The 25,367-nt window shown below is 38.6% G+C and carries 17 protein-coding genes; 6 read left to right on the forward strand and 11 right to left on the reverse strand.

All coding sequences use genetic code 11. From position 1 onward, the window contains the following. Nucleotides 1–176: 176 nt before the first annotated feature. On the forward strand, nucleotides 177–1,127 hold the full coding sequence (locus RM552_RS16210) for a GGDEF domain-containing protein (RefSeq protein ID WP_311369927.1): 951 nt from the start codon (nucleotides 177–179) through the stop codon (nucleotides 1,125–1,127). A 91-nt stretch (nucleotides 1,128–1,218) separates the two neighbouring features. On the opposite strand, the gene RM552_RS16215 is transcribed toward RM552_RS16210, so the two are convergent. The 3 genes from RM552_RS16215 to RM552_RS16225 all read right to left on the reverse strand — a co-directional run bounded on the left by RM552_RS16215 (nucleotide 1,219) and on the right by RM552_RS16225 (nucleotide 6,402). Continuing rightward, nucleotides 1,219–1,611: a cupin domain-containing protein gene (locus RM552_RS16215; RefSeq protein WP_311369928.1), complete on the reverse strand. Its 393-nt coding sequence runs from the start codon at nucleotides 1,609–1,611 to the stop codon at nucleotides 1,219–1,221. Nucleotides 1,612–1,666: 55 nt separating this feature from the next. Beyond that, nucleotides 1,667–2,308 (reverse strand): DsbA family oxidoreductase, encoded by a 642-nt coding sequence (locus tag RM552_RS16220; RefSeq protein ID WP_311369929.1) that lies wholly within the window; start codon nucleotides 2,306–2,308, stop codon nucleotides 1,667–1,669. 131 nt (nucleotides 2,309–2,439) lie between these two features. After that, nucleotides 2,440–6,402, reverse strand: a complete 3,963-nt coding sequence (locus RM552_RS16225; protein WP_311369930.1) for an EAL domain-containing protein — start codon at nucleotides 6,400–6,402, stop codon at nucleotides 2,440–2,442. 260 nt (nucleotides 6,403–6,662) lie between these two features. On the opposite strand from RM552_RS16225, the gene RM552_RS16230 reads away from it, so the two are divergent. Next, the gene (locus tag RM552_RS16230; protein ID WP_311369931.1) at nucleotides 6,663–7,823 is read left to right on the forward strand and encodes a winged helix-turn-helix domain-containing protein; all 1,161 of its coding nucleotides are present in this window, start codon (nucleotides 6,663–6,665) and stop codon (nucleotides 7,821–7,823) included. Here RM552_RS16230 and RM552_RS16235 read toward each other — a convergent pair. The 5 genes from RM552_RS16235 to RM552_RS16255 form a co-directional block, all read right to left on the reverse strand. After that, nucleotides 7,809–9,092, reverse strand: a complete 1,284-nt coding sequence (locus RM552_RS16235; RefSeq protein WP_311369932.1) for a lipocalin-like domain-containing protein — start codon at nucleotides 9,090–9,092, stop codon at nucleotides 7,809–7,811. The two genes, RM552_RS16230 and RM552_RS16235, sit on opposite strands and share 15 nt — an antisense overlap. Further along, on the reverse strand, nucleotides 9,080–11,680 hold the full coding sequence (locus RM552_RS16240) for an FtsX-like permease family protein (protein ID WP_311369933.1): 2,601 nt from the start codon (nucleotides 11,678–11,680) through the stop codon (nucleotides 9,080–9,082). The genes RM552_RS16235 and RM552_RS16240 overlap by 13 nt, the downstream gene beginning before the upstream one ends. Further along, the gene (locus tag RM552_RS16245) at nucleotides 11,677–12,318 is read right to left on the reverse strand and encodes an ABC transporter ATP-binding protein (protein ID WP_311369934.1); all 642 of its coding nucleotides are present in this window, start codon (nucleotides 12,316–12,318) and stop codon (nucleotides 11,677–11,679) included. The genes RM552_RS16240 and RM552_RS16245 overlap by 4 nt, the downstream gene beginning before the upstream one ends. Nucleotides 12,319–12,442: 124 nt before the next feature. Then, nucleotides 12,443–13,054: a rhomboid family intramembrane serine protease gene (locus tag RM552_RS16250; RefSeq protein ID WP_311369935.1), complete on the reverse strand. Its 612-nt coding sequence runs from the start codon at nucleotides 13,052–13,054 to the stop codon at nucleotides 12,443–12,445. 81 nt (nucleotides 13,055–13,135) lie between these two features. Beyond that, nucleotides 13,136–13,954 (reverse strand): transporter substrate-binding domain-containing protein, encoded by an 819-nt coding sequence (locus RM552_RS16255; RefSeq protein WP_311369936.1) that lies wholly within the window; start codon nucleotides 13,952–13,954, stop codon nucleotides 13,136–13,138. 814 nt (nucleotides 13,955–14,768) lie between these two features. Here RM552_RS16255 and RM552_RS16260 point away from each other — a divergent pair. Then, on the forward strand, nucleotides 14,769–16,982 hold the full coding sequence (locus tag RM552_RS16260) for a winged helix-turn-helix domain-containing protein (protein WP_311369937.1): 2,214 nt from the start codon (nucleotides 14,769–14,771) through the stop codon (nucleotides 16,980–16,982). Nucleotides 16,983–16,984: 2 nt separating this feature from the next. On the opposite strand, the gene RM552_RS16265 is transcribed toward RM552_RS16260, so the two are convergent. The 3 genes from RM552_RS16265 to RM552_RS16275 are packed head-to-tail and all read right to left on the reverse strand — an operon-like array spanning nucleotide 16,985 to nucleotide 22,380. After that, nucleotides 16,985–20,227 (reverse strand): error-prone DNA polymerase, encoded by a 3,243-nt coding sequence (locus RM552_RS16265; protein WP_311369938.1) that lies wholly within the window; start codon nucleotides 20,225–20,227, stop codon nucleotides 16,985–16,987. Then, on the reverse strand, nucleotides 20,211–21,647 hold the full coding sequence (locus tag RM552_RS16270; RefSeq protein ID WP_311369939.1) for a Y-family DNA polymerase: 1,437 nt from the start codon (nucleotides 21,645–21,647) through the stop codon (nucleotides 20,211–20,213). Before RM552_RS16270 ends, RM552_RS16265 begins: the two co-directional genes overlap by 17 nt. Beyond that, complete coding sequence (locus RM552_RS16275) at nucleotides 21,637–22,380, reverse strand: recombinase A (protein ID WP_311369940.1); 744 nt, start codon at nucleotides 22,378–22,380, stop codon at nucleotides 21,637–21,639. The genes RM552_RS16270 and RM552_RS16275 overlap by 11 nt, the downstream gene beginning before the upstream one ends. Nucleotides 22,381–22,621: 241 nt before the next feature. Between RM552_RS16275 and RM552_RS16280 the strand changes: the two genes are divergently transcribed. Genes RM552_RS16280 through RM552_RS16290 form a run of 3 tightly spaced genes read left to right on the forward strand, consistent with a single transcriptional unit; the run spans nucleotide 22,622 to nucleotide 25,042 of the window. Continuing rightward, the gene (locus tag RM552_RS16280; protein WP_311369941.1) at nucleotides 22,622–23,218 is read left to right on the forward strand and encodes a DUF7010 family protein; all 597 of its coding nucleotides are present in this window, start codon (nucleotides 22,622–22,624) and stop codon (nucleotides 23,216–23,218) included. A 2-nt stretch (nucleotides 23,219–23,220) separates the two neighbouring features. After that, nucleotides 23,221–24,402 carry a sensor histidine kinase gene (locus tag RM552_RS16285; RefSeq protein WP_311369942.1) on the forward strand — a complete coding sequence of 394 codons (1,182 nt, stop codon included), beginning with the start codon at nucleotides 23,221–23,223 and terminating at the stop codon, nucleotides 24,400–24,402. Between the two features lie 31 nt (nucleotides 24,403–24,433). Then, entirely contained in the window at nucleotides 24,434–25,042 is a 609-nt protein-coding gene (locus tag RM552_RS16290) for a response regulator transcription factor (protein WP_311369943.1), read from the forward strand. Nucleotides 25,043–25,367: the final 325 nt, after the last annotated feature.

A 25,367-nucleotide genomic window follows, 5' to 3' on the forward strand; every position in this document is an offset into this window, starting at 1 on the left:
TTTCAAACCCGTTGTTCTATACAGAGCAGCGGGTTTTTTGTATCTAAAAAAGTAAACATAAAATAAACCTTAGTGCTAAGACTATATTTCGTTATACTAAAGTCTGTAAAAATAGGCCGTTATGCATATTGAATTACTTTGTGCCTTAAGTTCTCGATAGTAATGAGGGAGACTAGATGCTAGATATAGTTTTTGATGGCAGTTTTATGCCTCACGGCCACTGCTTATTATGGCGCGCCGACTTATTATTCTTAACACTTGTAGGAGATGGGCTCACAGTCATTGCTTATAGCCTTATTCCAATTGCACTTATATACATAGTAAAAAAAAGGATAGACCTTAAATTTAATAGAGTATTTCTTTTATTTGCTGGCTTTATCGCTTTTTGCGGTTTGTCTCATGCCATGGGATTAGTCAACATTTGGCATGGATACTACTTTATCGCTGGCTTGATTAAATTTACTACTGGCATTATTTCGATTTTAACAGCAATATTTTTGTGGAAAATAATGCCTCAAATATTGGCTATTCCTAGTCAGTTAGAGTTACAAAAACAAAACAAAGAGCTTCTTCTCGCGAAAGAACAGCTAAAAGAATCAAATCAGTCGTTAGAGGAAAAAGTAAAGCAACGAACCGCTACTTTAGAAAAGCTAGCTAGTACAGACCCATTGACACAAGTTTGTAATAGGCGAGTGTTACTTGAGAAGCTCAATGATGAGCACGATAGAGCGATTCGCTATCACCGCAATCTATCTATCTTAATGCTTGATATTGACGATTTTAAATCTATTAATGATTCATATGGTCACGATGAAGGGGACAAAGTCATTGTAGCTTTTGCACAAACACTCCAAAAAAATTGCCGTGCCCTTGATTATGTAGGCAGATATGGAGGCGAAGAATTTATTGTAGTCATGCCAGAAACAAATATAGATGAAGCAAGCCAATTAGCTAATCGAATTATAGAGTCTGTTAGTGAAATAAGTGACAACAATATTGTTTCTTTTTCATGTAGTATTGGTGCAGCAAGTTTGAAAAAAGATGGATCATTGTCTGAGTTGATAAAGCACGCTGATGAGCTAATGTACCAAGCAAAAGCAGAAGGAAAAAATAGAGTTGTATCGTAATAAATACTTATATTAGTCTTAATCGAAAGTAAGGCGCACGTCGAAGTAGTTCGAGTTTTTATTATAGTCTCATACAACTTATTTCTTCCACTCAACCTTCATTTTTTAAACTTAGCTTAAAATGAATGGCTACAAATTCATCGTTGCCTATTACACGCGCGCGATGCCCATGCTGTTCCGAGAACATAATATTTTTAGGTAAATAATCAGCTGCAACAAATGCCTCACCTGCACAAAATTGCTTTTTTTGACCATTGCGTAATTCTATTTCTATGCAACCAGACTGCACTACAATAAATGTAGGATCGCCGGCAACATGCCAATCACTTTTATAGTTAGGTAGACTTTTTCGGTAACGAAAATTAAGTACCTCTTGGCGTTGCGAAATGAACATCCCGCTTAACTCAAATAGCTCTGTAGCTCTTTCAGTGAAACAAGATTCAAATTTAGAATTGACGTCTATATGCGTTATTTGATATTCCACCGAATATTGGACCCTTAATAACTGTTAGTACATTGCAGTGATAGTAGAAATTAGTTTAACCTGCAGTTATCTGACGCAAGGCTTTTTCAAATACCTGTGTAGGTTGGCCTCCGCTAATTAAATGCTCGTTATTCACAATGACCGCGGGTACAGAATTGATCCCCTGAGAGTGAAAATATGCTTGTTCTTGTCGCACTTCTTCAGAATATTCTTCGCTTGCTAAAATCGCTTTGGCGCGAGCAAGGTCTAAACCAAGCTGTTTTACTTTTTGTAGTAATTGTTGGTGATCGCTTGGGTTGCCCGACTCCTTAAAATACAAATCAAAGAGCGCCAATTTAAGTTCGGTTTGTTTGCCTTGGGACTGTGCCCAATGCAGTAGCCTGTGTGCATCAAAGGTATTATAAATTCTACCGCCACCTCGGTTACCAAATTCGTAGCCAACACTTAAGCCTCTTTGTTTTATGGCTTCTCTATTTTGGGTAACTTGTTGACTCGAAATCCCGTATTTTTCACTCAAATGCTCATCTATCTCTTGGCCTTCTTTAAGCATATTCGGGTTCAGTTCAAAAGGGTGCCATTGAACCTCGGCTTGCATTTCATCTTCTAAATTATTGAGTGCTTCAACTAGCGCTTTATAGCCAATAATGCACCAAGGACATGATACATCAGATACGATATCAATTTTTACGTTATGCATAAAATCACATGGTTTGTTTGGAGTATATAGTGTTTTAACATAGACAATGAGGTATAAAAAGAACTTCCGCCGGTTTGGCACACAGAATTACATATATGTTATGAGTTTTGGCGTGATCTTAAAAACTAAATTTACGCTTTATTGATGCGCTCATAAGCTGTTTCAGGTGACAGAGGTTTATCTAAAAAATATCCTTGAACATAATCGCATCCATATTTTTCAAGATAATTAAGTTGGAATTCGTTTTCTACACCTTCCGCAGTAATTTTTTTGTTTAACCCTTTACCTAAACCTATTGTTGATTTAACAACTTGTAAAGCGTCTTTGTTGTCTTCATCACAATTATTTTTGTCTATCGAATCTATAAATTTTTTATCAATTTTGATGTGTTGTACAGGGAGTTGATTTAAATACGCCAGAGAACTATAGCCAGTGCCAAAGTCATCAATCGCTAAATCGATATTACGTTCGTTAAATGATAAAAGTAAAGCGCCGATAAGATCGGTATTTTCAATCAACACTGATTCTGTGAGTTCTAGGGTCAGATATTCTGGCGCCAAGTTATTTGTAGTTAATGTATCGTCTACAAGCTTCAGAAACCGTTCATGACTAAGCTGTTTAGATGAAATATTAACTGAAATTTTTGGCTTGATATCGGCTTGTAAGTCTTTATGCCAAACGCTCGTTTGCCTACATGCTTCGTTTAACACCCATGCTCCTATTTTCCATATTAAACCTGCCTCTTCAGCAATGGGAATAAATATATCGGGTGGTATATTACCGCGTGTAGGATGTTGCCAACGAATAAGTGCCTCAAAAGAATATATTCGTTTAGATTTGACATCTACTATGGGTTGATACACTAGATGAAAATCATTCGCTACAGCAGCTTCATATAAACTTGCTTCAAGCGCTGCTAATTCGAGTTTTGTTTCCCGCATTTCTTGGTCAAAAACTTTGTATGTTGCTTTCCCTAAGTCTTTGGCTCGGTACATAGCAATATCGGCATCGCGTAGTACACTAGGCACTTCTGAATAGCTAGAATCACAGGGTAAAATTCCTATACTGACATTGAAATGAAATGTATTTTCGTTCATTTGAAAAGGCGCTTTAAAAGCAAGTACGAGAGATTTTCCAAGCTTTTCGAGGCTTGCAACATCATAGTCTTTTTCTACAATAACTGTAAATTCATCTCCCCCTAGCCTAGTTACAGATTGCCCTTCACCGAGAAGGTCTGTCAGCCTATTAGCAGCTGCAATCAGAATATCGTCTCCCAATGTATGACCATGAGTATCATTAATTTGTTTAAATCTATCGCCATCGATGAATAAAATACCAAAGCCCTTTATGGTGCCCTTTGACACAGATGATAAGAGTTTTTCTATTCGGTCTATCGTCCACTGCCGATTATGTAAGCCTGTCAAAGAGTCATGAAATGCCATATGGAAAAGTTTTGACTCTATTGTTTTACGCTCATTTATTTCTTGTTCAAGCTCTTCAGTACGATCTTTTACTCGCATTTCTAGTTCAGAATTGAACAAAGCAAGCTGTTTGGTTTTTTCAGCTACTTTTTGCTCCAGCAGTTTTTCACGCTCTAATACTAAGGCCACCCTCCCTCGATAAATTAAATAGAGAAGTAACATAATACTTAGCGCAATTGTTAGTTTAAGCCAAGTTGTCTGCCACCATGGCTGCGGTATTTTGAAACTAAAATTATCTCCAGTTAAATCCCAGTTGCCGTTGATGCCAGCGGAGATTACTTCAAAGCGATATTCACCGGCTGGCAAATTAGTATAAATTGCATTGCGTTCACTTGCAGTGGCTGCAACAAATTCGTCTTGCCATCCGATTAGTCGATACCTGAAGTGATTTTTTTCAGGGAAAATATAACTTAAAGCCGAAAATTCAAACCGGATTGTATTGAATTCATAGTCAATAATATGCTGGTGTTGTTGGTTTCTACTTATGTTTAATTTTTGCTGTTCTACTTTGTCTGCACTTGAGTATCTAACGTCAGTAATTTGTGTTTTGGGTATATGGTTGTCTTTTGGAATACTGTCTGGGTTGACAATCGATACGCCATATTTGCCAGGAATAAATAAGTCACCATCATGTTCAAAAAACTCCCCATGAGTACTCATTTTGTCTCCAGCAATTCCGTCATGATTTGTAAATGCGCGAAATTTACCTTCAAGAGGATTATAGAGCGCTACACCATTTGTGCATGCAACCCATAAATCACCATTGCGGTCGATATGAATATAGTTTATTTCATTTGACGGAAGACCATCATCAGTAGTGAAGACTTCTGTCTCACCTGTCATATAATTTAGTTTAACTAAGCCATTTCTTGTGCCCACATATATTTTTTCTAGCGATTCTACAAATACATATCTAAATCCAGGACTCGCATCATTAAATATAAATTCAAATTCGCCAGACTCTAGGTCAAATAATTCAAGCCCTCCTTCGCCAGTAATAAATAACTTGTTTTCATAAATGGTAAGGTGAGAAATATCTGAAGACTGCAAGCCAATTTTGTCGGTATTTGGTGTTGCTAAATAGGTGGTAAATTCTCCGGTATTTTGATTGAATTTCTGTAAACCTAAACCCCAAATGCTAAGCCATAAATGACCATTTGTGTCAAAATCCATTGAAAATACATTGTTCCCAGCCAGTACTTTCGAGTCTTCGATACTGGAAGTTCTGGAATATCTTTGAAATGACATCGTATCGGGATCAATGCGCACAATTCCGCCAGCCCAAGTACTCGCCCAAATCATACCATTTGCGTCTTCTCCTAGCGCAATGATTGAATTTGAAGGCAAGGAATTATCGTCATAAGGTTCTTGTTTTAAATTTCGAAAATTACCAGTATCCATATTAAAAATATTGATACCTCCGCCATCGGTTGCCACCCAAATATCACCATTATCTCTCACAACCGCATTGTACGAATGAGGGAAATAGTCTCCTACAGGGGCTTTTACAGAATCTATTAAGCGTCTAAATACTTCCAGTTGTGGTGTTATTCTAACCAACCCATAACTGTTCATTGATAACCAAAGGCTGCCACTATCATCCTCGGAAATATCTTCTATTGTGGCAATTGGAATTTTGTTTTTTTGATCAAAAGATGGGGCGAGGCAGGTAAAGGATTCACCGCTTGTTGTTAGTAAGCACAAGCCGCGTTTTTCTATTCCAACCCAGAGACGATTAGAAGAATCTAAGAATGTGGTTGTGACATGGTCAGCCGGTAAATTCCAAGCTGTGCTTTCACGATTTATCAACTGCATAGATTCGGTTTTTGTATCGATTAACAATAGGCCTGATGGCGTCCCAATCCATAACTGGTTTAGTTCTTCATTTACAGTAATATCTCTTACAATAAATGTTCCGAGTATGTTATCGATAGGAGATTTTACTTTGTAGATTTGATTAGTTTCGGGCGCATAATTGAATATACCTTTTTCAGATATAAACCAAATTTCGTTAGTCTTAGCATTAAAAACCATGCTGTGTATATAAAATGGCTTTTCGTTTTCTGGCAAAGGAAGTTGAATTCGTTGCGTAAGCCCAGTTACTTTGTCGTGGGTAATAAGCCCAAATCCCTCACCAGATATCCATAATTTTCGATTATTATCTTCAATAATCTTATAAATTGTTTGATTAATAGGGGTGCCCACTGGAACAAATTGCTGGCTTTCATTGTTAAAACGATACAATAATTTGTTACCAGCCCAGAGATCACCTTCCGAATCAATAAAGGGATAAGAAACGGTATACTCTTGAATAGTATTATTATTTCCAACATCAAAGGCTTCCAATTTATAGCCATCGTAGCGCAATAAACCCTGTCCTCCTGATATCCATAAAAAGCCGTCATTGTCCTGCTTGCTATGACGGGTAAAAGACAAGTTTTTATTGTTGCTTAAATAGATAGGAATTGCGCGAAAATGCGCTATGGATTCAAAGCTAGATTGTTTAGAAAATGCTTTATTGTGCAAGGTGAAAGCAACGCTCAAAAGGCACACCAAGGCTATCGCCGAACGTAGCGGCGACATGTATGGATGCGTGTTTATTTTTAATGTCACTAAAGCATTAACCTTTGACTTATTATTTTGATCTAAAAAAAGTACGTATGATCTCAAGTTAAATCGGCATTTATGGGCTTAAGCTTTAGTCCATTAGTCAAATTAATTGAATTTTATGATGTTCTGTTAATTTCTTCGTAATTCAATAGTTAAATTATCAAAATTTGCAGCATCCAATTTTATTCAGCTAAAATATAACTACTAGATAGTTACAATAAGCAGTGATAGCCTAGGTTTATCGTTTCAAGACTTTTGCTCATATGATTCCTATATTAAGGCGGATTGCGTTATATAAACAAGGACTTATTTCTACGGCGCCATATGGGTCAGGTAAGCTTGGTACGCTAAAAGCCATAGAACATTTAGGTTATGTGCAAATTGATACGCTCTCGGTGGTTGAGCGTGCGCATCATCACATTCTTTACAATAGAGTATCGAACTATCAAACCGACCACTTAAACCAACTCGTGCGTGATAAACGAATTTTTGAGCATTGGTATCATGCGGCAGCTTATTTGCCGATGAAAGACTATCGCTTTGCATTGCCCTACATGCAAAGTATTCGTGATGGCACACGTCCTTATCATAAAAATATTAGCTCTACGCTAATGCACGAAATCCTTGCTCGTTTTCATGCCGAAGGCCCACTCAGTGTGCGTAATTTTGACCAAAGCAAAAAAGTTAAGGGTAGTTGGTGGAATTATGCACCTGCTAAACAAGCGATTGAAAGTTTATTTATGCAGGGCGATTTAATGGTTTGTTCACGAAATGGCATGGAAAAAATATATGATTTGACAGAGCGCTGTTTGCCAAACGATATTAATACTACAGTACCAAGTGTATATGAGTACGCAAAATACCTTTTTGATACCAGCTTAAGAGCTCATGGTGTAGTGAGTTGGAAACAACTAGTACACCTAAAAACTGGAAAAACCTTACGTAATATAATGTTAGAACTAATCGATGAACATCTTGAAAATGATGTTATCGCAGAAGTGAAAATGAAGGATGGAACAAAACTCTATGTAGACAAAAGTATGCTGAATTTAACCTGTAGAGTGCAAAAGAAAGTGACAATATTATCTCCATTTGACAACGTCCTTATTCATCGCGAACGCATGAAACGTTTATTTTCCTTCGACTATAAAATTGAATGTTATGTGCCCGCAGCAAGACGAGAGTATGGTTATTTTAGTTTACCGATACTCTTCGCTGATGACTTTGTTGCTAGAGTTGATTGTAAAGCACATCGCAAAACCGGGCACTTTGAAGTAATCAGCTTGCACTTAGAGCCATGGCCAAGACCTAGCAAGCGCCATACGCTAGATGAATTTTATCCGGCGCTAAAAACGGCACTTCAACAATTTGCAATATTTAATCAATGCCACAAACTCAATACCAATGGTTTAGTACCCAGTTAATTCAAGAAAACCCTCGCCTAAATGTGAACCACTGACCTCTACCATGCCTTCGTAATAAGATACAAATGCTGGATTCCATTGCTCCGTTTTGCGAGATTTGATTTGTATATCTATATTGCGTGAAGGTATAGTCAAACGCCAACTAAGTGGCAAGCGTTTACTATTTACTACGGTAAAATTTTCAGGGGTGAGTTGAATCGATGCTGGTGCTAAGGTTGTTAGTACACCCTTGGGAGAAATATACGATCCAGTAATATGGTCTTCTTGATCTCGTAAGCGCATTCTAAATGCCATTACTTTGCTACCATCTTGTAAATGCAAAGATAACCAATCCCATCCGAGAGTAGCCGTATCTAATAATTGTGATGTCCACTCTTGATCAAACCATGCTTTGCCTGATACTGAGATAGCACTTTTTGATTCGGTGTTTAATATTTTAAATTGTCCAGCAACATCGACAAAAGGCGCACTGTAATAATGAGAAGCATGTTGTCCGTTACTCGATTTAATACTGTAGCCATTGTCTCCATGTTTAACATAAGGTCCTGACTGGCTTAAATTCAATGTCACACTCAGTGTTTCAACATGCTTTTCAGAGTTTGAGTTATTTGAGTTAGGCGCGACTTGGGCATCACTTTTTTGAGCAACTAAGGGGATAGAAAAGTGCAGTTTTGCAGGAAGCAAATTTTGCTCATCTTCAGTATTTATCCATTGCCAATTATCAATAAATAACTCAAAAGGTTCGTCCATTGTGCCTGCATTACCCACGGCACCACGGGCAAATTTTTCAGCAAACCAATGTTTGTCTTTTGAATGAACTGAAGCATGAGCCATATAAATATGTTGATTTCCCCATGTGTTCTCTGCATCTTCAAATTTCAATTGAGCAGGATTTCGAAAGCGGAATAAGGTCCATTGCAGGCCAAAATATTGTGGTTTATCTTCTTCATCTACACCGTGTAAGTTTGCAGTCAGATACCACCACTCAATATCAAAATCTACATGCGGGCGATGATCAAGCGGAAAGTGAATGCGGTAATTTGGGTCTGCTCTATTACCAAGAGTGGCATTAGGATTTTGTTCAAATACACTTCTACCAAAAATACCATTTTGATATTGCTTGCTTTGCACAGATAAATTTTCATATGTAAGTAAATGCTTACTAATTATTATCGCAAGTAGGAGTATAGTAATAAAAATAAATACTAAAATAACTTTAAAGCGGATATTTCTCCCAAATTCTCTATTCCAAAAATTTAATTTAGCCATCGAATATCCTTAATCAAAGGGCGCTTTCCTGCTTGAAACAAAGGGATAGCAATAACTGTCAAAACAACTAAAAGACTAACTAGGTAAATTTCAACAATGTCATGTACATTTATTTGCAAAGGATATGTCCATAAAAATGCCTGCAGATTTATCTCATAAATTAATATCCAACTGAGTAAAATACCAAAAGGTGTAGCAAAAATAAGCGCCACAATACACAACAACAAATACTGAAAAAGCGCTAGCATTTGAGTTTTTAGTGCAGATACTCCTAAACTTCTTATCAGCATATTCTGAGGGCGTACCTCGTTCATTAACACAATAATCGCGCACGCTAGAGATAGTGCTGCTACAAGTAAGGTAATAATATTAAGGCCATCTGTAATTAAGAACGTTCGATCAAACGCTTCCATTGATAAAGCTAATAATGCTTGGGTACTGAGCAAGGCTCTTTCGGCATCTATACCAGATTCTATTAATAAGCTTTTAAAAATAGCAATCGAATTGGCATCTGCTTCAACCGCATACATATTGGTTGTTGCGCGACTTTCTGAGAACGTACGGATAGGAAATAAAACTTGTTTACTCGGGCTACCAAAGTCATAAATAACCCCTTTTATTATGTAAGTTGTATCTATTTCAAGACTGGGATGAGGAAGTGAAATTGCATCACCTAAACTTACATCAAAATGAAAAGCAAATTGTTGGTTAACAAATATGCCATTCTCATTTTCAAAAGCCTGCCAAGCTTCAAGGACATTGTCGACCTTGTAAAAAACCATTGCATCTTTGAATACAGATGTTGTTGGGTAGCTAAATTGCTGCAATCGAATGTTTTTATAATCGGTATAGCGCTCGTAGCGAGCGGTAATCTTGACTCCCGCTTGTTTACCTATCTCTTCGATATTGGTTTTGCCGGTATAATACAAATAGTAGTCGGAAGCTAAACGTGAATCTAACCAACTTACGGTGGCACTCCTAAAGCTGTCGACCATCAAATTCATCCCAATATTGCTAGTGGCAGCAATAAAAAAAGCGCAACAGGCAATTCTAGTCTTAGCTGACAACGCAAGGGTTTGCTTTGCACTTACTTGTAGTAAGGGCAAAGAATGGGGAATAAGTTTGAATAAAACTCGCAATAGTCTAGGGTAGCTCAATAGTAAGATGCAACAACCTGTCAATATAACTAAGGCAGTTCCAATTAATAACAACCACAAAAATTCAGCGAAGATAAAAATTCCAACTGCAAGCGTCATCATGATGATGCTAGCCAATGTCAGCACATATTTAAACAGCAACGGTTTAGTTAGTGTATTGGTCGCGCCTTCTAACGTCTGCGTTGCGTAAGCCAAACGTTTATTAAGTGCCTTCATAGGCATAAACACTGCACATATACAGCCAGTTAAGCTAATACTAAATACTTTTAAAAATAAACTGCTTATTGACAGTTCACCAAAACCAACATTAATTTGATATATATTTTCGATAGTCGCCTGAACACTTGGTGATACAACTAAAGCAAGTTTGTATCCCAGAAACACACCAATGAGTGTGGCAATGAGTGTTAATAATACAATTTCTACAAGTTGTACAATAAAGATAGTGTGCGCATGAATGCCCAATTGCCGACATATTTTTAGCCACGGAATGCGCGCACTCAATAGAAGATTCACTGCGTTCAATACAATGAATAGGCATACAACAAACATAAGTAGCGACATCGCTAATAGGTTAATGTGAAAGCTATCGGTAATGTCTGCTTGAGCGTTTTGAGGGCCAAGTTCAAGTAAAGTAAGGTGGCTGGGTAAAGCTGCGCTTAGCTTCTCTTTTATGTCAGCTAAATTTTTAGCTTTCACATCTGATACCCAAATGAGGCTTTCTATTTTCGCGTTAGGTACAAGTGCATAATATTGATGAATGTCTAATACAATATCGTTACCAAGACTCGCTTGTTGCAATGGTAATAAAGGAGGCAAGGCAAAAAATTCCGCTTCATTTGCTCTAATACTAAATATCTTCGAAACAGTACCAGTATCAACTTTTTTTATATCGTTTGCCTTGTTGTTTATAAGGGTAATTAAATTGGGGTGAGCAAGAGCAGAATTGTTTGTAAAAGGGAGTTGTACAAGCGCATTGTTATTTTGATTGTTTTGCCTAGCGCTATTTCTATGTGCATCTCCATTTAATGTGTTATTTGCAACAGCCGTTAGTAAAAGCGAAAAACCGTCTATGCCGGTAATTGTGATACGCCTTTCTGTCACTTTTTCTTCGTTGAGGTATAGATGATGCCGACTCTGTGCGACCGCTACTAAGTTAGTAAAACCTGCACGTTTTAAATTGCTATAGTCTTGCTTGCTGATCACTTTATCATTCGATAGTGCTGTAATTTTAAAGTTAGCGTAAGGAATAATATGGTGAGTATTTGTCGAAATACTCTGTTTTGCACTATTATTTACAATGAGCACAGCCGCTAAGCCACTTGTGCCAATAATTAACGAAACCATTAACATGGCAAGGCTAAACTTGCTATTTTTATAGCTCTTAAGCAATACTAGAACGAATGTGCTTAAAAGGCTGTATTTCTTCATTTTACTTCGACATTATCAGATTCAACTATGTTGCCCTGGCTAATACGCAGTCTTCTTTCGGTTAATTGAGCAACTTGTTGGCTGTGAGTAACCATTATTAATAAGGTGTTATGCGTCCGACAAGTATCTACCAGTAATTTACTTACTTTGTCTGAATTCTCTTCATCTAAATTGCCAGTCGGCTCGTCAGCAAGCAACAATTTAGGCTTATGCGATAACGCTCTGGCAATAGCAACGCGCTGTTGCTCGCCGCCCGAAAGTTGGTTAGGTAACTTATCAACATGTTTGCTTATGCCTAAGCTTTCCACTAGCGAGTGAATATAGGTATGGTCGATACTTTGTTGATTGGCTTTATTGATTTTAGCGGGTAAATAGATGTTGTCTCTTACCGAAAGGCAATCGATTAGATTAAATTTTTGGAAGATCATGCCAACATCTTTTTGTCGAAATTGGTCGGACTGAAGGTTTGTTAACTCGTTAATCTTGAGCACTTGGTTGTCGTAATTTAAGATAATTTCGCCTTTATCGGGCTTATCTAAGGCGCCTATCAAATGCAACAGGGTAGATTTACCACAGCCTGAAGCACCTTGAATACTTATGCTCTCGCCTTTTTGCATGGAAAAAGATAAATTTTTCAATATGGTTCTTTTCTCGCTGGCATCGATATACGATTTGTACAAGCCATTAATATGTAGCATATGAAGGTGATTGGCCTATATTAGTGAGTAAGATACTTGTTTTAGATACGTTGATAAGGGGTGTTCAGCTTAATATGCTTTTACGTTTTTTAAATTTTAGATAAGCCAGTAATATGCCAGCATTAAAACCAAATAAGTGAGATTCCCATGAAACCATTGGTTGCCCTGGTAATACCCCCCAAATAAGGCCACCATAAAAAACAACAACCATTATGGAAATCGCGATTAAGTGAATTTTTTTACTGAAAAACCCAGCTAATAGTAAATAGCCAAAATAGCCATAAACGACCCCCGATGCACCTAAGTGGAAAGCCGTGCGGCCAAATAACCATACTAGTAAGCCAGTAATAACAATAATAAAAAATGTAGCGTTAATATATGTACGCTTGCCAAACTCCAACATCAGAAAGCTAAATATACACAAGGTTAAGAAATTGGACACGAAGTGTTGAAAATTAGCGTGGAGAAGTGGCGATGTAAAAATAAAGCCTAAACTTTGGACTTCGCGCGGGTAGATACTAAATTGATTGAGGGCTCTTCCTGATAGTAAATTAATAACTTCAATAACTAATACTACACTCGCAACTACCGCAACCCATGTAATTTGTTGTTTGAATGTTAGTGAATTAGGCTTCATCAATGATTTAGTACCAGTTAGTATGGACAAAAAAGACAAAAATAGTTTGCTTATAAACAAGACAAAGATATTTGTCACAAAGTTCAACAAATAGCGAGTTTACATTAACCAAAATAAAAACTACGGATGGAAAACCGGCTCGTTGACAGATGCATTTGGGAATATCTGCTTAAACTCTTTTATATTGTACTGTGCTTTTAGTTTTTGCATTAATTCTTGTTCTTGTTGCAAAAACAAACTGAAACTTTCTAAGACAATGATATGTTTTATGCTGGAAAGCTTATAGTGAACCTCAGAATGAGGCAAGGTTTTTGAAATAATCAGTCTATGCCTGAACATGTCATTATTTTCGATGAGATGCATTGCCGTGTTGTACTCAATATCTGCAGCGTCGACACTACCTGTTCTTAAAATATTTAGACCGGTTTTTAAGTCTCTTATAGGAATCGATTTGATATCAAAATTTTCTATTGGATCTACCCAAGTTAAAGCAGAATAACCAAACGGTATTGCCACTTTTTTGATGTCAGGTATTTTTAAGTCCTTATTTTCTACAGTGACAAAGGTGGCACTGGTTGCTTTCAATATAGTTGCGCTATAGATGTTGGGCAATCTGTTAGAGCGAAAGGTTGACCATGCTGGGTTATCTGGAAAAATGAAATCAATAGCGCCTGTGTCCATTGCTGGTTGTAGTTTTGTCATCGGCATTGAAACAAATTCAAATTCGATATTGTAGGCGTCACCGAATGCTTTTAGTACAGCCCAGCCAATGCCTTTGTCGCCTTTGTTCACCGCTGAATATATCGGATATTGGTTTAGGTAGGAAACACCCACTTTAAAACTTCGTTTTTTACTTTTGTTTGGGTTCTCTAGTTGTTGAGTACTGGTTTGCTCTTGTGTTGTCAGCCCCGCGGCTAAGCCACGTGTTGTTGTGCACACAAACAAGACACACACTAAAGCAAAGTATAGCGGTACTATAAGTCTTTGACAGTATTGAGTTTGCGGATTGTTTGCTAACAATTTGAAAGCTCGTTTAATCGTTGTGTATTTTGTATCGTCAATCTGACTGATATGATTAGAGAAATACGCCGATTTCTTCTAAGATAAATGTTTTTCTTTAGGTTCTGATTTAAACGCGAAATCGAATAGTTGTTAGTAAGTACTAACTATAACCAATATTTTTTAAAAATTAGTTTTTGAGGTAGTGCAAAAGGCATTAATTGAAACTTTACTTGAAGCAAAATAATGAGTCTCATTTTGATATTGATTTATACAAGTTTTACTCAATTTTGGTACTCATTGGTAAGTTAGCAATTAGTGTTTTGATTTTGTAAATAAGTAATATCTAATTTTATATTTAATCACCCTAATTTTATGTTTCTAATAAAAGGTAAAAGCTAAACTCTACTGTAGATATTATATTTTCGCTTTGATCAAATGAAAAAACTTTCTAAGCAAAGTTAAGTGTAAAAATGTTTGCTTAATCTTAAGCGCTTAGTTTGTTCGACAAATTTTCTTATGCAAAATATTGAGCTCAAAGACTGGCTATTTATCAAGAATACATTACACTCGAACGTAAAGAAAACGCTGATTATGAATTGTAGCCACGCATATTAACATGCACGTTTTAGTCAGTTAACAGTAAAATTTCGAATTGTAAGATACTGAATTAAAAGCATTATAAATTTGTTCACATAAAGTCACATCATATGTTATTTAAAAATAGAGCATATTTTAATTGCAAAAAAGGTAAATGAATATTAAACACGAACAGCAAGAAATTAGTCTAAAAAATACACTAGCCCGTTTTCTTGATTTTGAATTAGATTGTAATTCTGGCCAATTGAAATCGCTGCATAAGTCTGATATCAGTGTGCATTTAGAACCACTACTTTTTCAGTTTTTATTGGTGTTGATTTCGAAGCAAGGCGAAATCGTTAGCAAGCAAGAAGTACTTGAATCTCTCTGGCCGGGAAAAACTCCTTCTGACGCGGCCTTGCGTTCAATGGTTAAAAAAACCCGTGACGCCCTCAATGATGATGCCAAAAATCCAGACTATATTAAGACAATTCCAAACAAGGGGTATATGCTCATACCCACGGTTAAACTAAGCTCTACAACTACTCAGAATTGGTTTCATAAGCCGCATTTTTTAGTACCAATTGTAGCTTCGTTCGTACTTTTTTTACTTTCGGTACTTTGGTTCATTGAAGATAATGAATTAGTTGAGATAGACTCAGATACAGCACTTAATTATCAATCAGCGTTATTGGCAACATCTAATGACATAGAAGTTAGTACTTACTATAATAAAAATACAAGGTCTCTTGTAAGTTTAAAACACGAAAATATTAATCGGCAAGATTCATTATTATTTGAAGACGCTCGACAAAAACTGCAATTCAGAGTTTTTTATGAAAATCCAATTCATAATGAATACCTATGGTCAGAAACCGAAAATGCAGTTTTATTAACACGGCAAGATAAACAAGGTTTTTATATCACCCAGTTATTGAACGATGAACAAGCACCTATTACCCAATTGTGTCCAAACCCATTAGTAGATGATACCGTTGTGCTTGGTTTTCGAACTGGCGTAAGTAAAAGTGATTCAGCTATTGTTTTTCTTAGACAGCTATCAAGTGGCGCAATATTTAAAATTGATTGCAACAACAAAAACGATACGGCAACACTACAAGAAACAGTCTTTGCATTAGATGGTTTAAATGATGTGGTGCGAACATTACCTTTGGCAAATAACAAGCCACCGGTAGTTAGTGCTGTTGCGCTGTCGCCAAACAATACTACATTGCTCGCTTTAATTAACTATCCTGTAGATGACTACCTGTCTAGTTATTTAGTACCTGTAAACATGTCACAATTAAATGCAATTGCGTCGCCGCCCTTAGCTTTGTCGGGAATGGTGAAAAGCGGTGTGTGGAATGAATCTGGCGACCGTTTTAGTTTTTCGAATCACCACAGTAAACTGTTTTCATATCAGCCAGCAGAAAATAAGTTAATGTCGTGGTTTACTGGAAACGAGACAATTGGGCAGATTTTGAGTGATTGTGGAAGCAACTGCTTTATCATCTCCAATAAGAAAGCAATATCACAAAGCGTCTTTATGCAAAATCCTTTGTTTGCATCCACAAAAACCGTGCAAACCACTATTAAGAACTTAAATAGTGTGCCGGAAGGCCTAATTACGGCTACAAACAGCGGTTATTATTTTGCGTCACCTATTGATAATAAAACGACTATAAAATTTAGAGAATGGAGTGGCAAAGAAAGTCTGATACACACTTTTGAATCTATTGTTGTATTAAACGAGTTTAAGGTAAATCATTTAAAATCATTGTTGGTAGGCCTGATCAACGAAAGACCTTTTGTATTAGATTTGAAGAGTTTGAATATTGCTTATTTGAGTTTGAATGTCGCTAGTATTAAAAATATTCGATTTGTAAATGAACAAACTATTAGCTATTACAGCCACAATACTGATGGCAGTGTTGGTCTATATCACTTAGATCTTATTTCAAAACAACTTACGCTAATAAAGCAAAATACGATATTTAGCGAAGCATTCAAGTTCACACCAAGTGAACAAAATAACGTAGAGGGTAACGCAGGTTTCAGCAATAGCCAAAGCGCAGAGCTTATTGTAGATATAGAGCAAAAAGCAAAAATAATTTTTGATAACAACAGAGAACCTTTAGAAATAGGGGCAATTTCTGTAGGGTGTGACAGTTGTTGGCAATTGCGGGGTAATAGCTTGTATCAATTCCTAGATGGTAAATTGAGTGCTACGGCACTGCCAAGCTTGACAGTTACCGAAGCTGAAATGCGTTTAAGCACTAAGCCTTTTGAATTTGATATGAGTCCCGACGAAAAGCATCTCATTTTTGTATTGCCGCAAAATGACATTGAAGAAATCAAAAAGCTTAGCGAATTACAGCCGCTCTTTTAGGGTTAACGAAACTCTCTGGCATTAAGGTTCAGCTTTTGCAGCAGATGGGTTAGGTCGATTAACTTACCAGCAATAATATGTTCTACACCACCGTCGCCGCGCTCCAAAATGCCTTTAACTTGTAAAATTTTGGCATTTAAATAGGCTGATTTTTGTAGGCGTGCGCTGCGCTGCCATACAATCACGTTACTATTACCAGTGTGATCTTCTAAGGTGATAAAGGTGACGCCTGCGGCAGTACCAGGGCTTTGTTTACACGACACTACACCTATTACTGAAATAAGAGACTGATGCTGTAGGCCGGGCACGTCTTTCGCACTGGTAAATTTAGGTAATAAACCTGCATTATGAAGCATTGAAATAGGGTGCTGATTAACCGACAAGCCGGTGCTTGCGTAGTCTTCGACTAAGTCGTCGAATAAGCTTGGTTGGTGAATCATAGAACTTGTAGAAGTTTCGTTAATCTGTTTAAACAAAGGTAGTTCAGGTACAGCATCCATCAATTGCCAGCGACTATTAAAGCGGTCTTTGCCAAAACAATAAAAGGCATTAGCGCTAGCGAGTGCTTGCAAACATGTATTTGGCAGATCTAGTTTACGTAAATCTTGCAGAGCGGTGAAAGGACTTGTTTTACGAGCTTGCATTAATATGTCGACAGACTGCTTTTTTAAGCCTTTTACTAAGCGTAAACCGAGTCGTATGGCATATTGTGTTTGGGTGTGGTTTTCATTATCAGCATGACTAGTATTGACATTGCTATCGGTTTTCTCATCCAATAGGGGCACCAAAAGGTGATCGTAGTCGGAAGCTTGCACGCAACACGGTAGTATTTTGATGTGGTGACGCTTAGCATCTTGAATAATCTGCGAAGGCGTATAAAAGCCCATAGGCAAGCTATTCATTAAGCCAATATAAAATATCGCAGGGTAGTAGTGTTTTAGCCAAGCCGATACGTACGCTAATACCGCAAATGAAGCAGAATGTGATTCAGGAAAGCCATATTCTCCAAATCCACATATTTGTTCAAATAAACGTTCGGCATAGGTGTCGCTGTAGCCTCTTTCGGTCATGCCTGAAATCAGTTTTTGCCTAAACTTACCTAGTTCGCCGTTTTTCTTCCAACTTGCCATGGCTCGCCTAAGTTGGTCGGCCTCACCGCCAGTAAAACCCGCTGCTACCATTGCTAGTTGAATAACTTGTTCCTGAAATATCGGTACGCCCATAGTGCGCTCAAGTACCCCTCGTACCGCTTCTGACGGATAGCTCACGGCTTCTTTACCGTCACGGCGTTTTAAAAAAGGATGCACCATGTCGCCTTGAATAGGACCCGGACGCACAATGGCAATTTGCACCACTAGGTCGTAATAACACTGAGGGCGTAAGCGCGGTAGCATCGACATTTGTGCACGGGACTCTATTTGGAAAATACCCACAGTGTCAGCGTTGCATATTTGCTTATATACTTGTGGGTCGTCGCCTAAAGCGGTGATAAACGGGATGCTGCAGTCTTGTTGATATTGCTGTTTAAGGAGGTCAAAGCACTTTCTAATAGCGGTAAGCATACCCAGTGCAAGCACATCTACCTTCAGTAATTTTAAGCTTTCGAGATCGTCCTTGTCCCATTGGATCACGGTACGCTCGGGCATGGCCGCATTTTCGACCGGAACTAATTCATACAATGGGCCGGCCGAAATCACAAAACCTCCCACATGTTGCGACAAATGTCTTGGAAAACCAATAAGTTGTTCGACCAAGTGCACAAACTTATTGCCTAAGGACGATTCAGGATCAATACCTAACTCACACAATTGCGACTGCCAAGTAATAGCACGATCGCGGCGGTTAACGTTTTTAATAAAAAAATCGAGGTCAGTAATATTAACACCTAGAGCTTTACCGACTTCTCGTAACGCACTTTTAAAGCGATAACATACTACCGTTGCGGCAAGTGCCGTGCGCTGTCGGCCATATTTTTGATAGATGTACTGAATCACCTCTTCGCGTCTTTCGTGTTCAAAATCAACATCAATATCTGGGGGCTCGTTGCGTTCTTTAGAAATAAAACGTTCGAATAACACGCTAATTTGACGGGGATCGACGGCGGTAATTTCTAAGCAATAACACACAACGGAGTTTGCTGCTGAGCCTCGGCCTTGGTACAGAATATTACGGCTTTGGGCAAACATCACAATGTCGTGAATGGTTAAAAAAAAGTGCTCGTAGGATTGCTCTTTGACCAAGGTCATTTCTTTTTCAATAGTGGCACGAATGTTAGACGTAATACCTTGAGGGAAGCGCTTTTTAATGCCTTTTTCGACTAATACCCGCAAATATTGTGTTGGTGTTAAGCCCTTAGCCACGACTTCGCTAGGGTATTCGTAAGCTAACTCGCTCATGCAAAATTCGCATGCAGTAGCCAGTAAAGCAGCATTGTTTAGCCATTCGCTAGGATACAGGGTATTCAGTTTACTAATGGGGCGTAAGCAAGCTTCACTATTGGCGAGGGCATTGCGCCCTAGGTCGGTAATTTTGCAGCCTTGATCAATGGCTTGTAGACATTGTTGTAAAGCTAGCCGATTAGGGTCGTGCATGAGCGCACAAGAACTAGCAATAATAGGTAGTTTATGTGTATCGCTGAGCTCTTTGCAGTGAGCTATGTAATCTTGTTCGTTTGCTATAAGCCAGCGTTTTACCACTAAGAACAAACGTTCTTGAAATATTTTTAATAGCCATTGAGCAAATTGGCTGTTTTGCGAGGGCTTGCCATTTTTAGATGGAGCGCTGCCCTTATTTAGGTAGCTATTTTCGGCGTGAACGTTGGTGCTGGTTGTGCCACTATTCTTCTCTAAAGTGGGTAGCCATAAACAAAAACAATGTTTTATTGATTTTATATCCCACTCAGATACTTCATAATGACCTTTTTCTGCTCTTCTACGGGCATTTGTGATCACGCGACAACATTCTTTATAAGCCTCTTTGCTTGGGCAGAGCAGTACAATCTCTTGGTTTTTGAAGCGGAATTTGCTACCCACAATGAGCTTTATAGGTAAATGGTTTTGCTTAATTTCGGTATAAGCCCTCACCACTCCGGCTACCGAGCATTCGTCGGTAATTGCAATAGCTTGGTAGCCCAAAAAATAAGCTTGCCTGACAATTTCTTCGGGGTGAGAGGCAGCTTGTAGAAACGAAAAGTTAGACTGGCATACTAGTTCTGCAAAACCGCCTTTCTCAGATAAAGTAGCCATGTAAAAACCATTCTTTGTTAGGTGTTTTAAAGATCCATAGCTGTTGACCGTTGCTGCTTTGGCCAATGTAATAATCGCGGCTAATAGGGTAGTCGTCCCACCAACCGGTTTGAATACGCTCAGGACCTTTTATAACGTCTACCTCGGCGTGTAAAGCTTGTGGTTCAGGGAGCAATAGGCCAGGCCGATCAGCAAATATGCTAGCGGTGTTTTGACATTGTTCTGAGCCATCAAAAACGCGTTTTTGAGTGCTGTGCTCGGGCCGAAAGTCCTGCACAAATGACAGGGTATTAATATTGGTTTTGCCTAGCTTACTTTGTAGTCTAGCCAAGAGTGTTAATGCAGCAACATGCGTTGATTTTTGTGCAAACATGTCTTGATTGGCTGTTTCTGCATTTTCGTATTTGTCGCAGGCAATTGAAATAGCGTATACCGGTGATTCAAATTTTATCGATTCGAGCTTGAGCTCAATAATATCGAGCCAATCTTGAATTTTGTAGATGGGCCGAATGCTGTTGAAAATTTCGGTAAATTTGTCGTGTTCACGCTGAAAAAAACCAATTTCTATTTCAAGGCACAGTGCATTGCGTAAGAGTAAAAATTGGCTCAGCTTTTTTAAACAACGGGCTATAACAGGTATGAGTTTAGTGCTTAAGTGAATTTCGTAGAGCAGTTCTAAATAATCGTGATATACCGTTTGTGGCTGATAAAACGTGACCTTAGAAGCTTGTTTACCCTGTAGCTCGTTAATCACCGACATACTTACCCGAGACACTCTATTGGCAATTTCCGCATTGGGTAGAGCGTTCAAATCGGCAAAGGTGCTTACCCCAATACGGGCTAGTTTAGCTAAGTCTTTCACATCAATATCGCTATGCACTAATGGGCATTTGGCCAAGTGTGCTGCAATTTTTTTGCGACTGGCACTAATCATATTGCAGTGACTCAAGGCAAGCATTTTAGCGGCCTGAATAGAATAAGCGCTGGCAGCAGAAAAATGCACGTTTTGTTTATTTAAGCTGTGTTTGATGATTTGCCAATAAGCGTTTAAGCCGCCATATAAACTCAACATGTTTTGTGCGCGAAGCAGTAGAGCATTAGGCGGTGCTAAAACAATATCGGAGGTAAATAAATAGAGCTGATTGGCAACATTTTGGATTTCGTTGGCTTCTATTTCGGGCTGATATTCATGCAGGCGCAAATCGCTGCATAGCAAACTTGCCGCGGCTAAGCCCATGCCTTGTTTTAGACCTTGCTTATGTGCCGTTTGATTAACTTGGCAAAGCGCATTTTGCTTGATGTCGACAATGGCCGCGGGCACCTCCGCCTTGTTTTGTTCAGAGCGTGTTGATTCTAGTAAATCTAACTGTAACTGCGGAAAATACACATAAACCCACAGCGAGCGTGTATCAAACTGCATTAATCGACACAACCTTGCCGCTTTGTTCAGGTTCGCTATAGCCTAACTTATGTTTGAGCGAGCGATTTGTTAAGCGAGTAAAGGGCAAAGGTACTTTAACCGCTTTTTGAGCCCAGCCGACTTTTTGTTTGTTCACGGTAATCAGCATTTTTTCACCTTCGCGACGTAACGATAAAGACAAACTCAAAGGCAGGTTAGCTTCTTGAGTGCTTTGGTTTTGTAGCCAAATGCAATAGCTACCCCCTTGTTGCGCCGCAAGCTCTAATTTCCGAATATGTTTGTGCTGAAGCTTTGACTGCCATAAAAACACACCATGGCAGGCGCCGCTTTTAGCACATTGCTCAGCACTCCAAAGCGCTTCTTCAAGTGACTTGGTTTGCACCACAATTAATTGCTCTAAACGCAAGTTGTGAGCCAGTAAAAACTCGGCATTTAACTCAAAAGGAGGGTTAATAAACACCTCTAGCTTGTTGTTTGCTTGGGCTTTTTGCGTGCGCTCATACTCAGAAAGTAAAGCCGCACCTGGCGATAGTACCGACAACATTAGTCGTAATTCACCACAGCCAAGAGGGCTGTCGACATGAATAAGCCCAGCGCGTGGAAAGCCGCCGTTTAATACCTTATCGAAGTTCTCGAAACCAGTGCCTAGCGTGGGTAGGCACCTATTTTGTTTAGCATTAGCGGCTGTCCATACCCATTGTTTATTGTGTAAATCATGCAAAATAGGATTCATAAGCAGCTCAAAATATACTGTACGGATATACAGTATAAATACTTATAAAAATGACGCAAGCTTATTCAAAAGATAAATTTACTGACTGCAATTGATGTTTTTATGTGACATTTGTCATGCACTATTCATGACTTTTGTGTCTACACCTAATGCATTTTTTGTAACACACTGTCTGTGCTGACATTATTTGTAATCAGCGATATTCACAATACATTGTACTTAATCTACAGAGGCACAAAAAATGAATCACTCACTAGATGAACAACGTGCTATTTTTTGCCAAAATCGTTTTCTAGCCATGCCGTTGACAGGCGCTATTGTATGGGCACTTATTGGCATTATTGCTTTATTCGCCGACGAAATGGTAAAGACTTACGCTGTTTGGTTTGGCTGTGGCAGTATATTTTATCTTGCAATTATTGTAGCAAAATTTACGGGGGAAGATTTTTTTGGAAAGCATCGCCCCAACAATCCCTTTGATCGGCTTTTTATGGGTACGATAGTCATGTGCTTGTGTATGTTTGCCATTGTCATTCCTTTTGCTACTTACGATCATACTGCAGTACCCTTAGGTGTCGGCATATTAGCCGGCCTAATGTGGATACCATTTTCCTGGATCATTCAGCATTGGGTTGGTTATTTTCATGCGGCGGCACGAACCATTGGTGTTTTAGTGGTTTGGTACTTGTTTCCAGAGCACCGCTTTGAAGCAATATCCTTAGTAATTGTGGTGATTTATGTGATTTCGATTTATGCTCAAGAGCGTCGTTATACATTAATTAAAAAGACAGCCACCAACATAGTTAACAGCAAACTAGATACCACAACAGGAGCTTAAGATTGGTCAACAACAGCATTTATATGCCGTCTTTGGTTTCAGGCAGAAAAAAGATCTGGTCGTCAGTGAGCGTTATTTTTTCATTGTTTTACTTTTTGCCTTATTTTTATACCGTAGCCCCTCCTTTTGGGCTAGGTGCACTTGTATTGGCCTATGTTGTATTTTTATTCATCTACGTGTGTGCAATAAGGAGTCAAGTACCACAGGTTTTTATGTATTTGATTGTGGTTGGCTTGATTTGTTTTTTTTCGTCGTTGCTAACGTTTGGCGGATTATTTTTGTTCACTTATGTTGCTTTTGTTACCGCTTACCACCTACCCTTTGCAACGGGGCAAGGCCACTCATCGGACAAAAATTTAGCGTCTAAATTGTTATTGCAAAGCCGCACGTGGTTGCTAGTGATATTACTTTTGATTACCTTACGCTGGGCGCTACAAGATGAGTATTCGCTATGGCTAAACAAGGAATTAGTGCATTGGGACTTGATTGCTTTAACTCCTATTTATGCGGCCGTATTAATGCTCTTTTCCTTTGGCTTTTTAGAGCGTCGCGAAACGCTAATTACTATGCAACATAAACGCTCCCAAGAAGAAATTGAACAAATAAGTACTATTGCTGAGCGAGAACGTATAGGGCGAGACTTACATGACATTGTTGGGCATTCGTTGACCAGTATTTCGGTGAAGGCTGATTTAGCCAATAAATTGTTAGCGCGCGGAAAAAACCAAGAAGCGCAGCAAGAAATAAAGGAAGTAGCGCGAATTTCGCGAGATATTTTAAGTGATGTGCGTAAAGCGGTGAGTCATATAAAAAACCGCAGTTTGCTCGATGAAATTCGCAGCATGGTAAAACTTTTAGAAAGCAAGGCTTTGCTTGTAAAAATTGATATTAATGAGTCTGAATTACGCAAACTCGATTTAAAAACCGAATCACAAGTTGTGCTTATTTTGCAGGAACTGGTCACTAATATTTTGCGCCATAGTCAAGCAAGTGAGGTGAGCTTAACTACTGCAAAAAAAGATCAGATATTGCTTGTATCTGTGCATGATAACGGCGACGTTTCTGATATTAAGTTTGGCAATGGTTTAACCGGTATTCAAGAACGCTGTCGTACTATAAACGCTAAGGTAGACTTCAGCTATAACAAGGGTTTTAGGTGTGATTTGCAGCTAGCGCTCAAATAAATGCATATGGAAAAAAGCAAAAGGTAAGTACATGCACAAAATCGTGGTAGTGGAAGATCAAAGTTTGATTAGAGATGCTATTTCAACCTTGCTGTCGCTCGAGGATGACTTTGATTTGGTCCACAAATGTGAAAATGGTGCTCAAGCTTTAACCTATTTAAAAACCTTGCAAACGCCGCCAACAATTGTACTGAGCGATATAGAAATGCCCGAATTAAGCGGCATTGATTTAGCCGAACAGGTTGCCAAGTTATACCCTAGCGTTAAATTTGTGATTATGACTACTTTTGCTAAAGCGGGTTATGTGCGCCGAGCTATGGAGTATGGTGTAAAGGGTTTTATTTTAAAAGATGCACCAAGCGACTACTTAGTAGCGTCGTTACGCGACATAGTTAAAGGTAAAACGATCATTGACCCTGAACTTGCGGTTTTAGCACTGGGAGACAAAGACCCCCTCACCCCTAAAGAACGCAAGGCGCTAAAGTTAATTGCAGATGGCATGTCCACTCAACAAGTGGCAGACAAACTGTTTCTTTCTCAAGGTACGATTAGAAATTACTTATCAGAAGCCATCGCTAAACTCAATGCGATAAATAGCCACGATGCAGCCCGCATTGCTAGGCAAAAAGGGTGGTTATAAAAAATGCTAGTAGCGGTCCTAATAAGAAGGGCGTAGCCCAACAAGCACCATGAATTCACTTGGCATGATGGGTGGCGGCATAGTGCTTATCGTACTGGGATTATTCTGGATGGTGTCGAGCTCAAAGAAAAAACGCGCACAACAAAATCAGCCACCTTTAATATAAGGGGGCTCTTGATATACTGAAAAACTTAAAGCATGCCTAGTTGAATACCAAAGGCATGTCGTTTACTCTACCTGTAAGCTTAAAAAATAAGCTATATCAGACTGAGACACTGTCAGTACAGTCAAAATGCAGGCTCTGTAAATATGAGCCCTTTGCCAT

The organism is Glaciecola petra (assembly GCF_031846345.1).
GTDB lineage: Bacteria > Pseudomonadota > Gammaproteobacteria > Enterobacterales > Alteromonadaceae > Glaciecola > Glaciecola petra.

Bases quoted from the DNA above. Each gene is read 5' to 3' on its own strand.
- RM552_RS16240 (WP_311369933.1), bottom strand. From the start codon at position 11,680: ATGAAGAAATACAGCCTTTTAAGCACATTCGTTCTAGTATTGCTTAAG.
- RM552_RS16220 (WP_311369929.1), bottom strand. From the start codon at position 2,308: ATGCATAACGTAAAAATTGATATCGTATCTGATGTATCATGTCCTTGG.
- RM552_RS16260 (WP_311369937.1), top strand. From the start codon at position 14,769: ATGAATATTAAACACGAACAGCAAGAAATTAGTCTAAAAAATACACTA.
- RM552_RS16210 (WP_311369927.1), top strand. From the start codon at position 177: ATGCTAGATATAGTTTTTGATGGCAGTTTTATGCCTCACGGCCACTGC.
- RM552_RS16290 (WP_311369943.1), top strand. From the start codon at position 24,434: ATGCACAAAATCGTGGTAGTGGAAGATCAAAGTTTGATTAGAGATGCT.
- RM552_RS16280 (WP_311369941.1), top strand. From the start codon at position 22,622: ATGAATCACTCACTAGATGAACAACGTGCTATTTTTTGCCAAAATCGT.
- RM552_RS16235 (WP_311369932.1), bottom strand. From the start codon at position 9,092: ATGGCTAAATTAAATTTTTGGAATAGAGAATTTGGGAGAAATATCCGC.
- RM552_RS16230 (WP_311369931.1), top strand. From the start codon at position 6,663: ATGATTCCTATATTAAGGCGGATTGCGTTATATAAACAAGGACTTATT.
- RM552_RS16270 (WP_311369939.1), bottom strand. From the start codon at position 21,647: ATGCAGTTTGATACACGCTCGCTGTGGGTTTATGTGTATTTTCCGCAG.
- RM552_RS16265 (WP_311369938.1), bottom strand. From the start codon at position 20,227: ATGGCTACTTTATCTGAGAAAGGCGGTTTTGCAGAACTAGTATGCCAG.
- RM552_RS16275 (WP_311369940.1), bottom strand. From the start codon at position 22,380: ATGAATCCTATTTTGCATGATTTACACAATAAACAATGGGTATGGACA.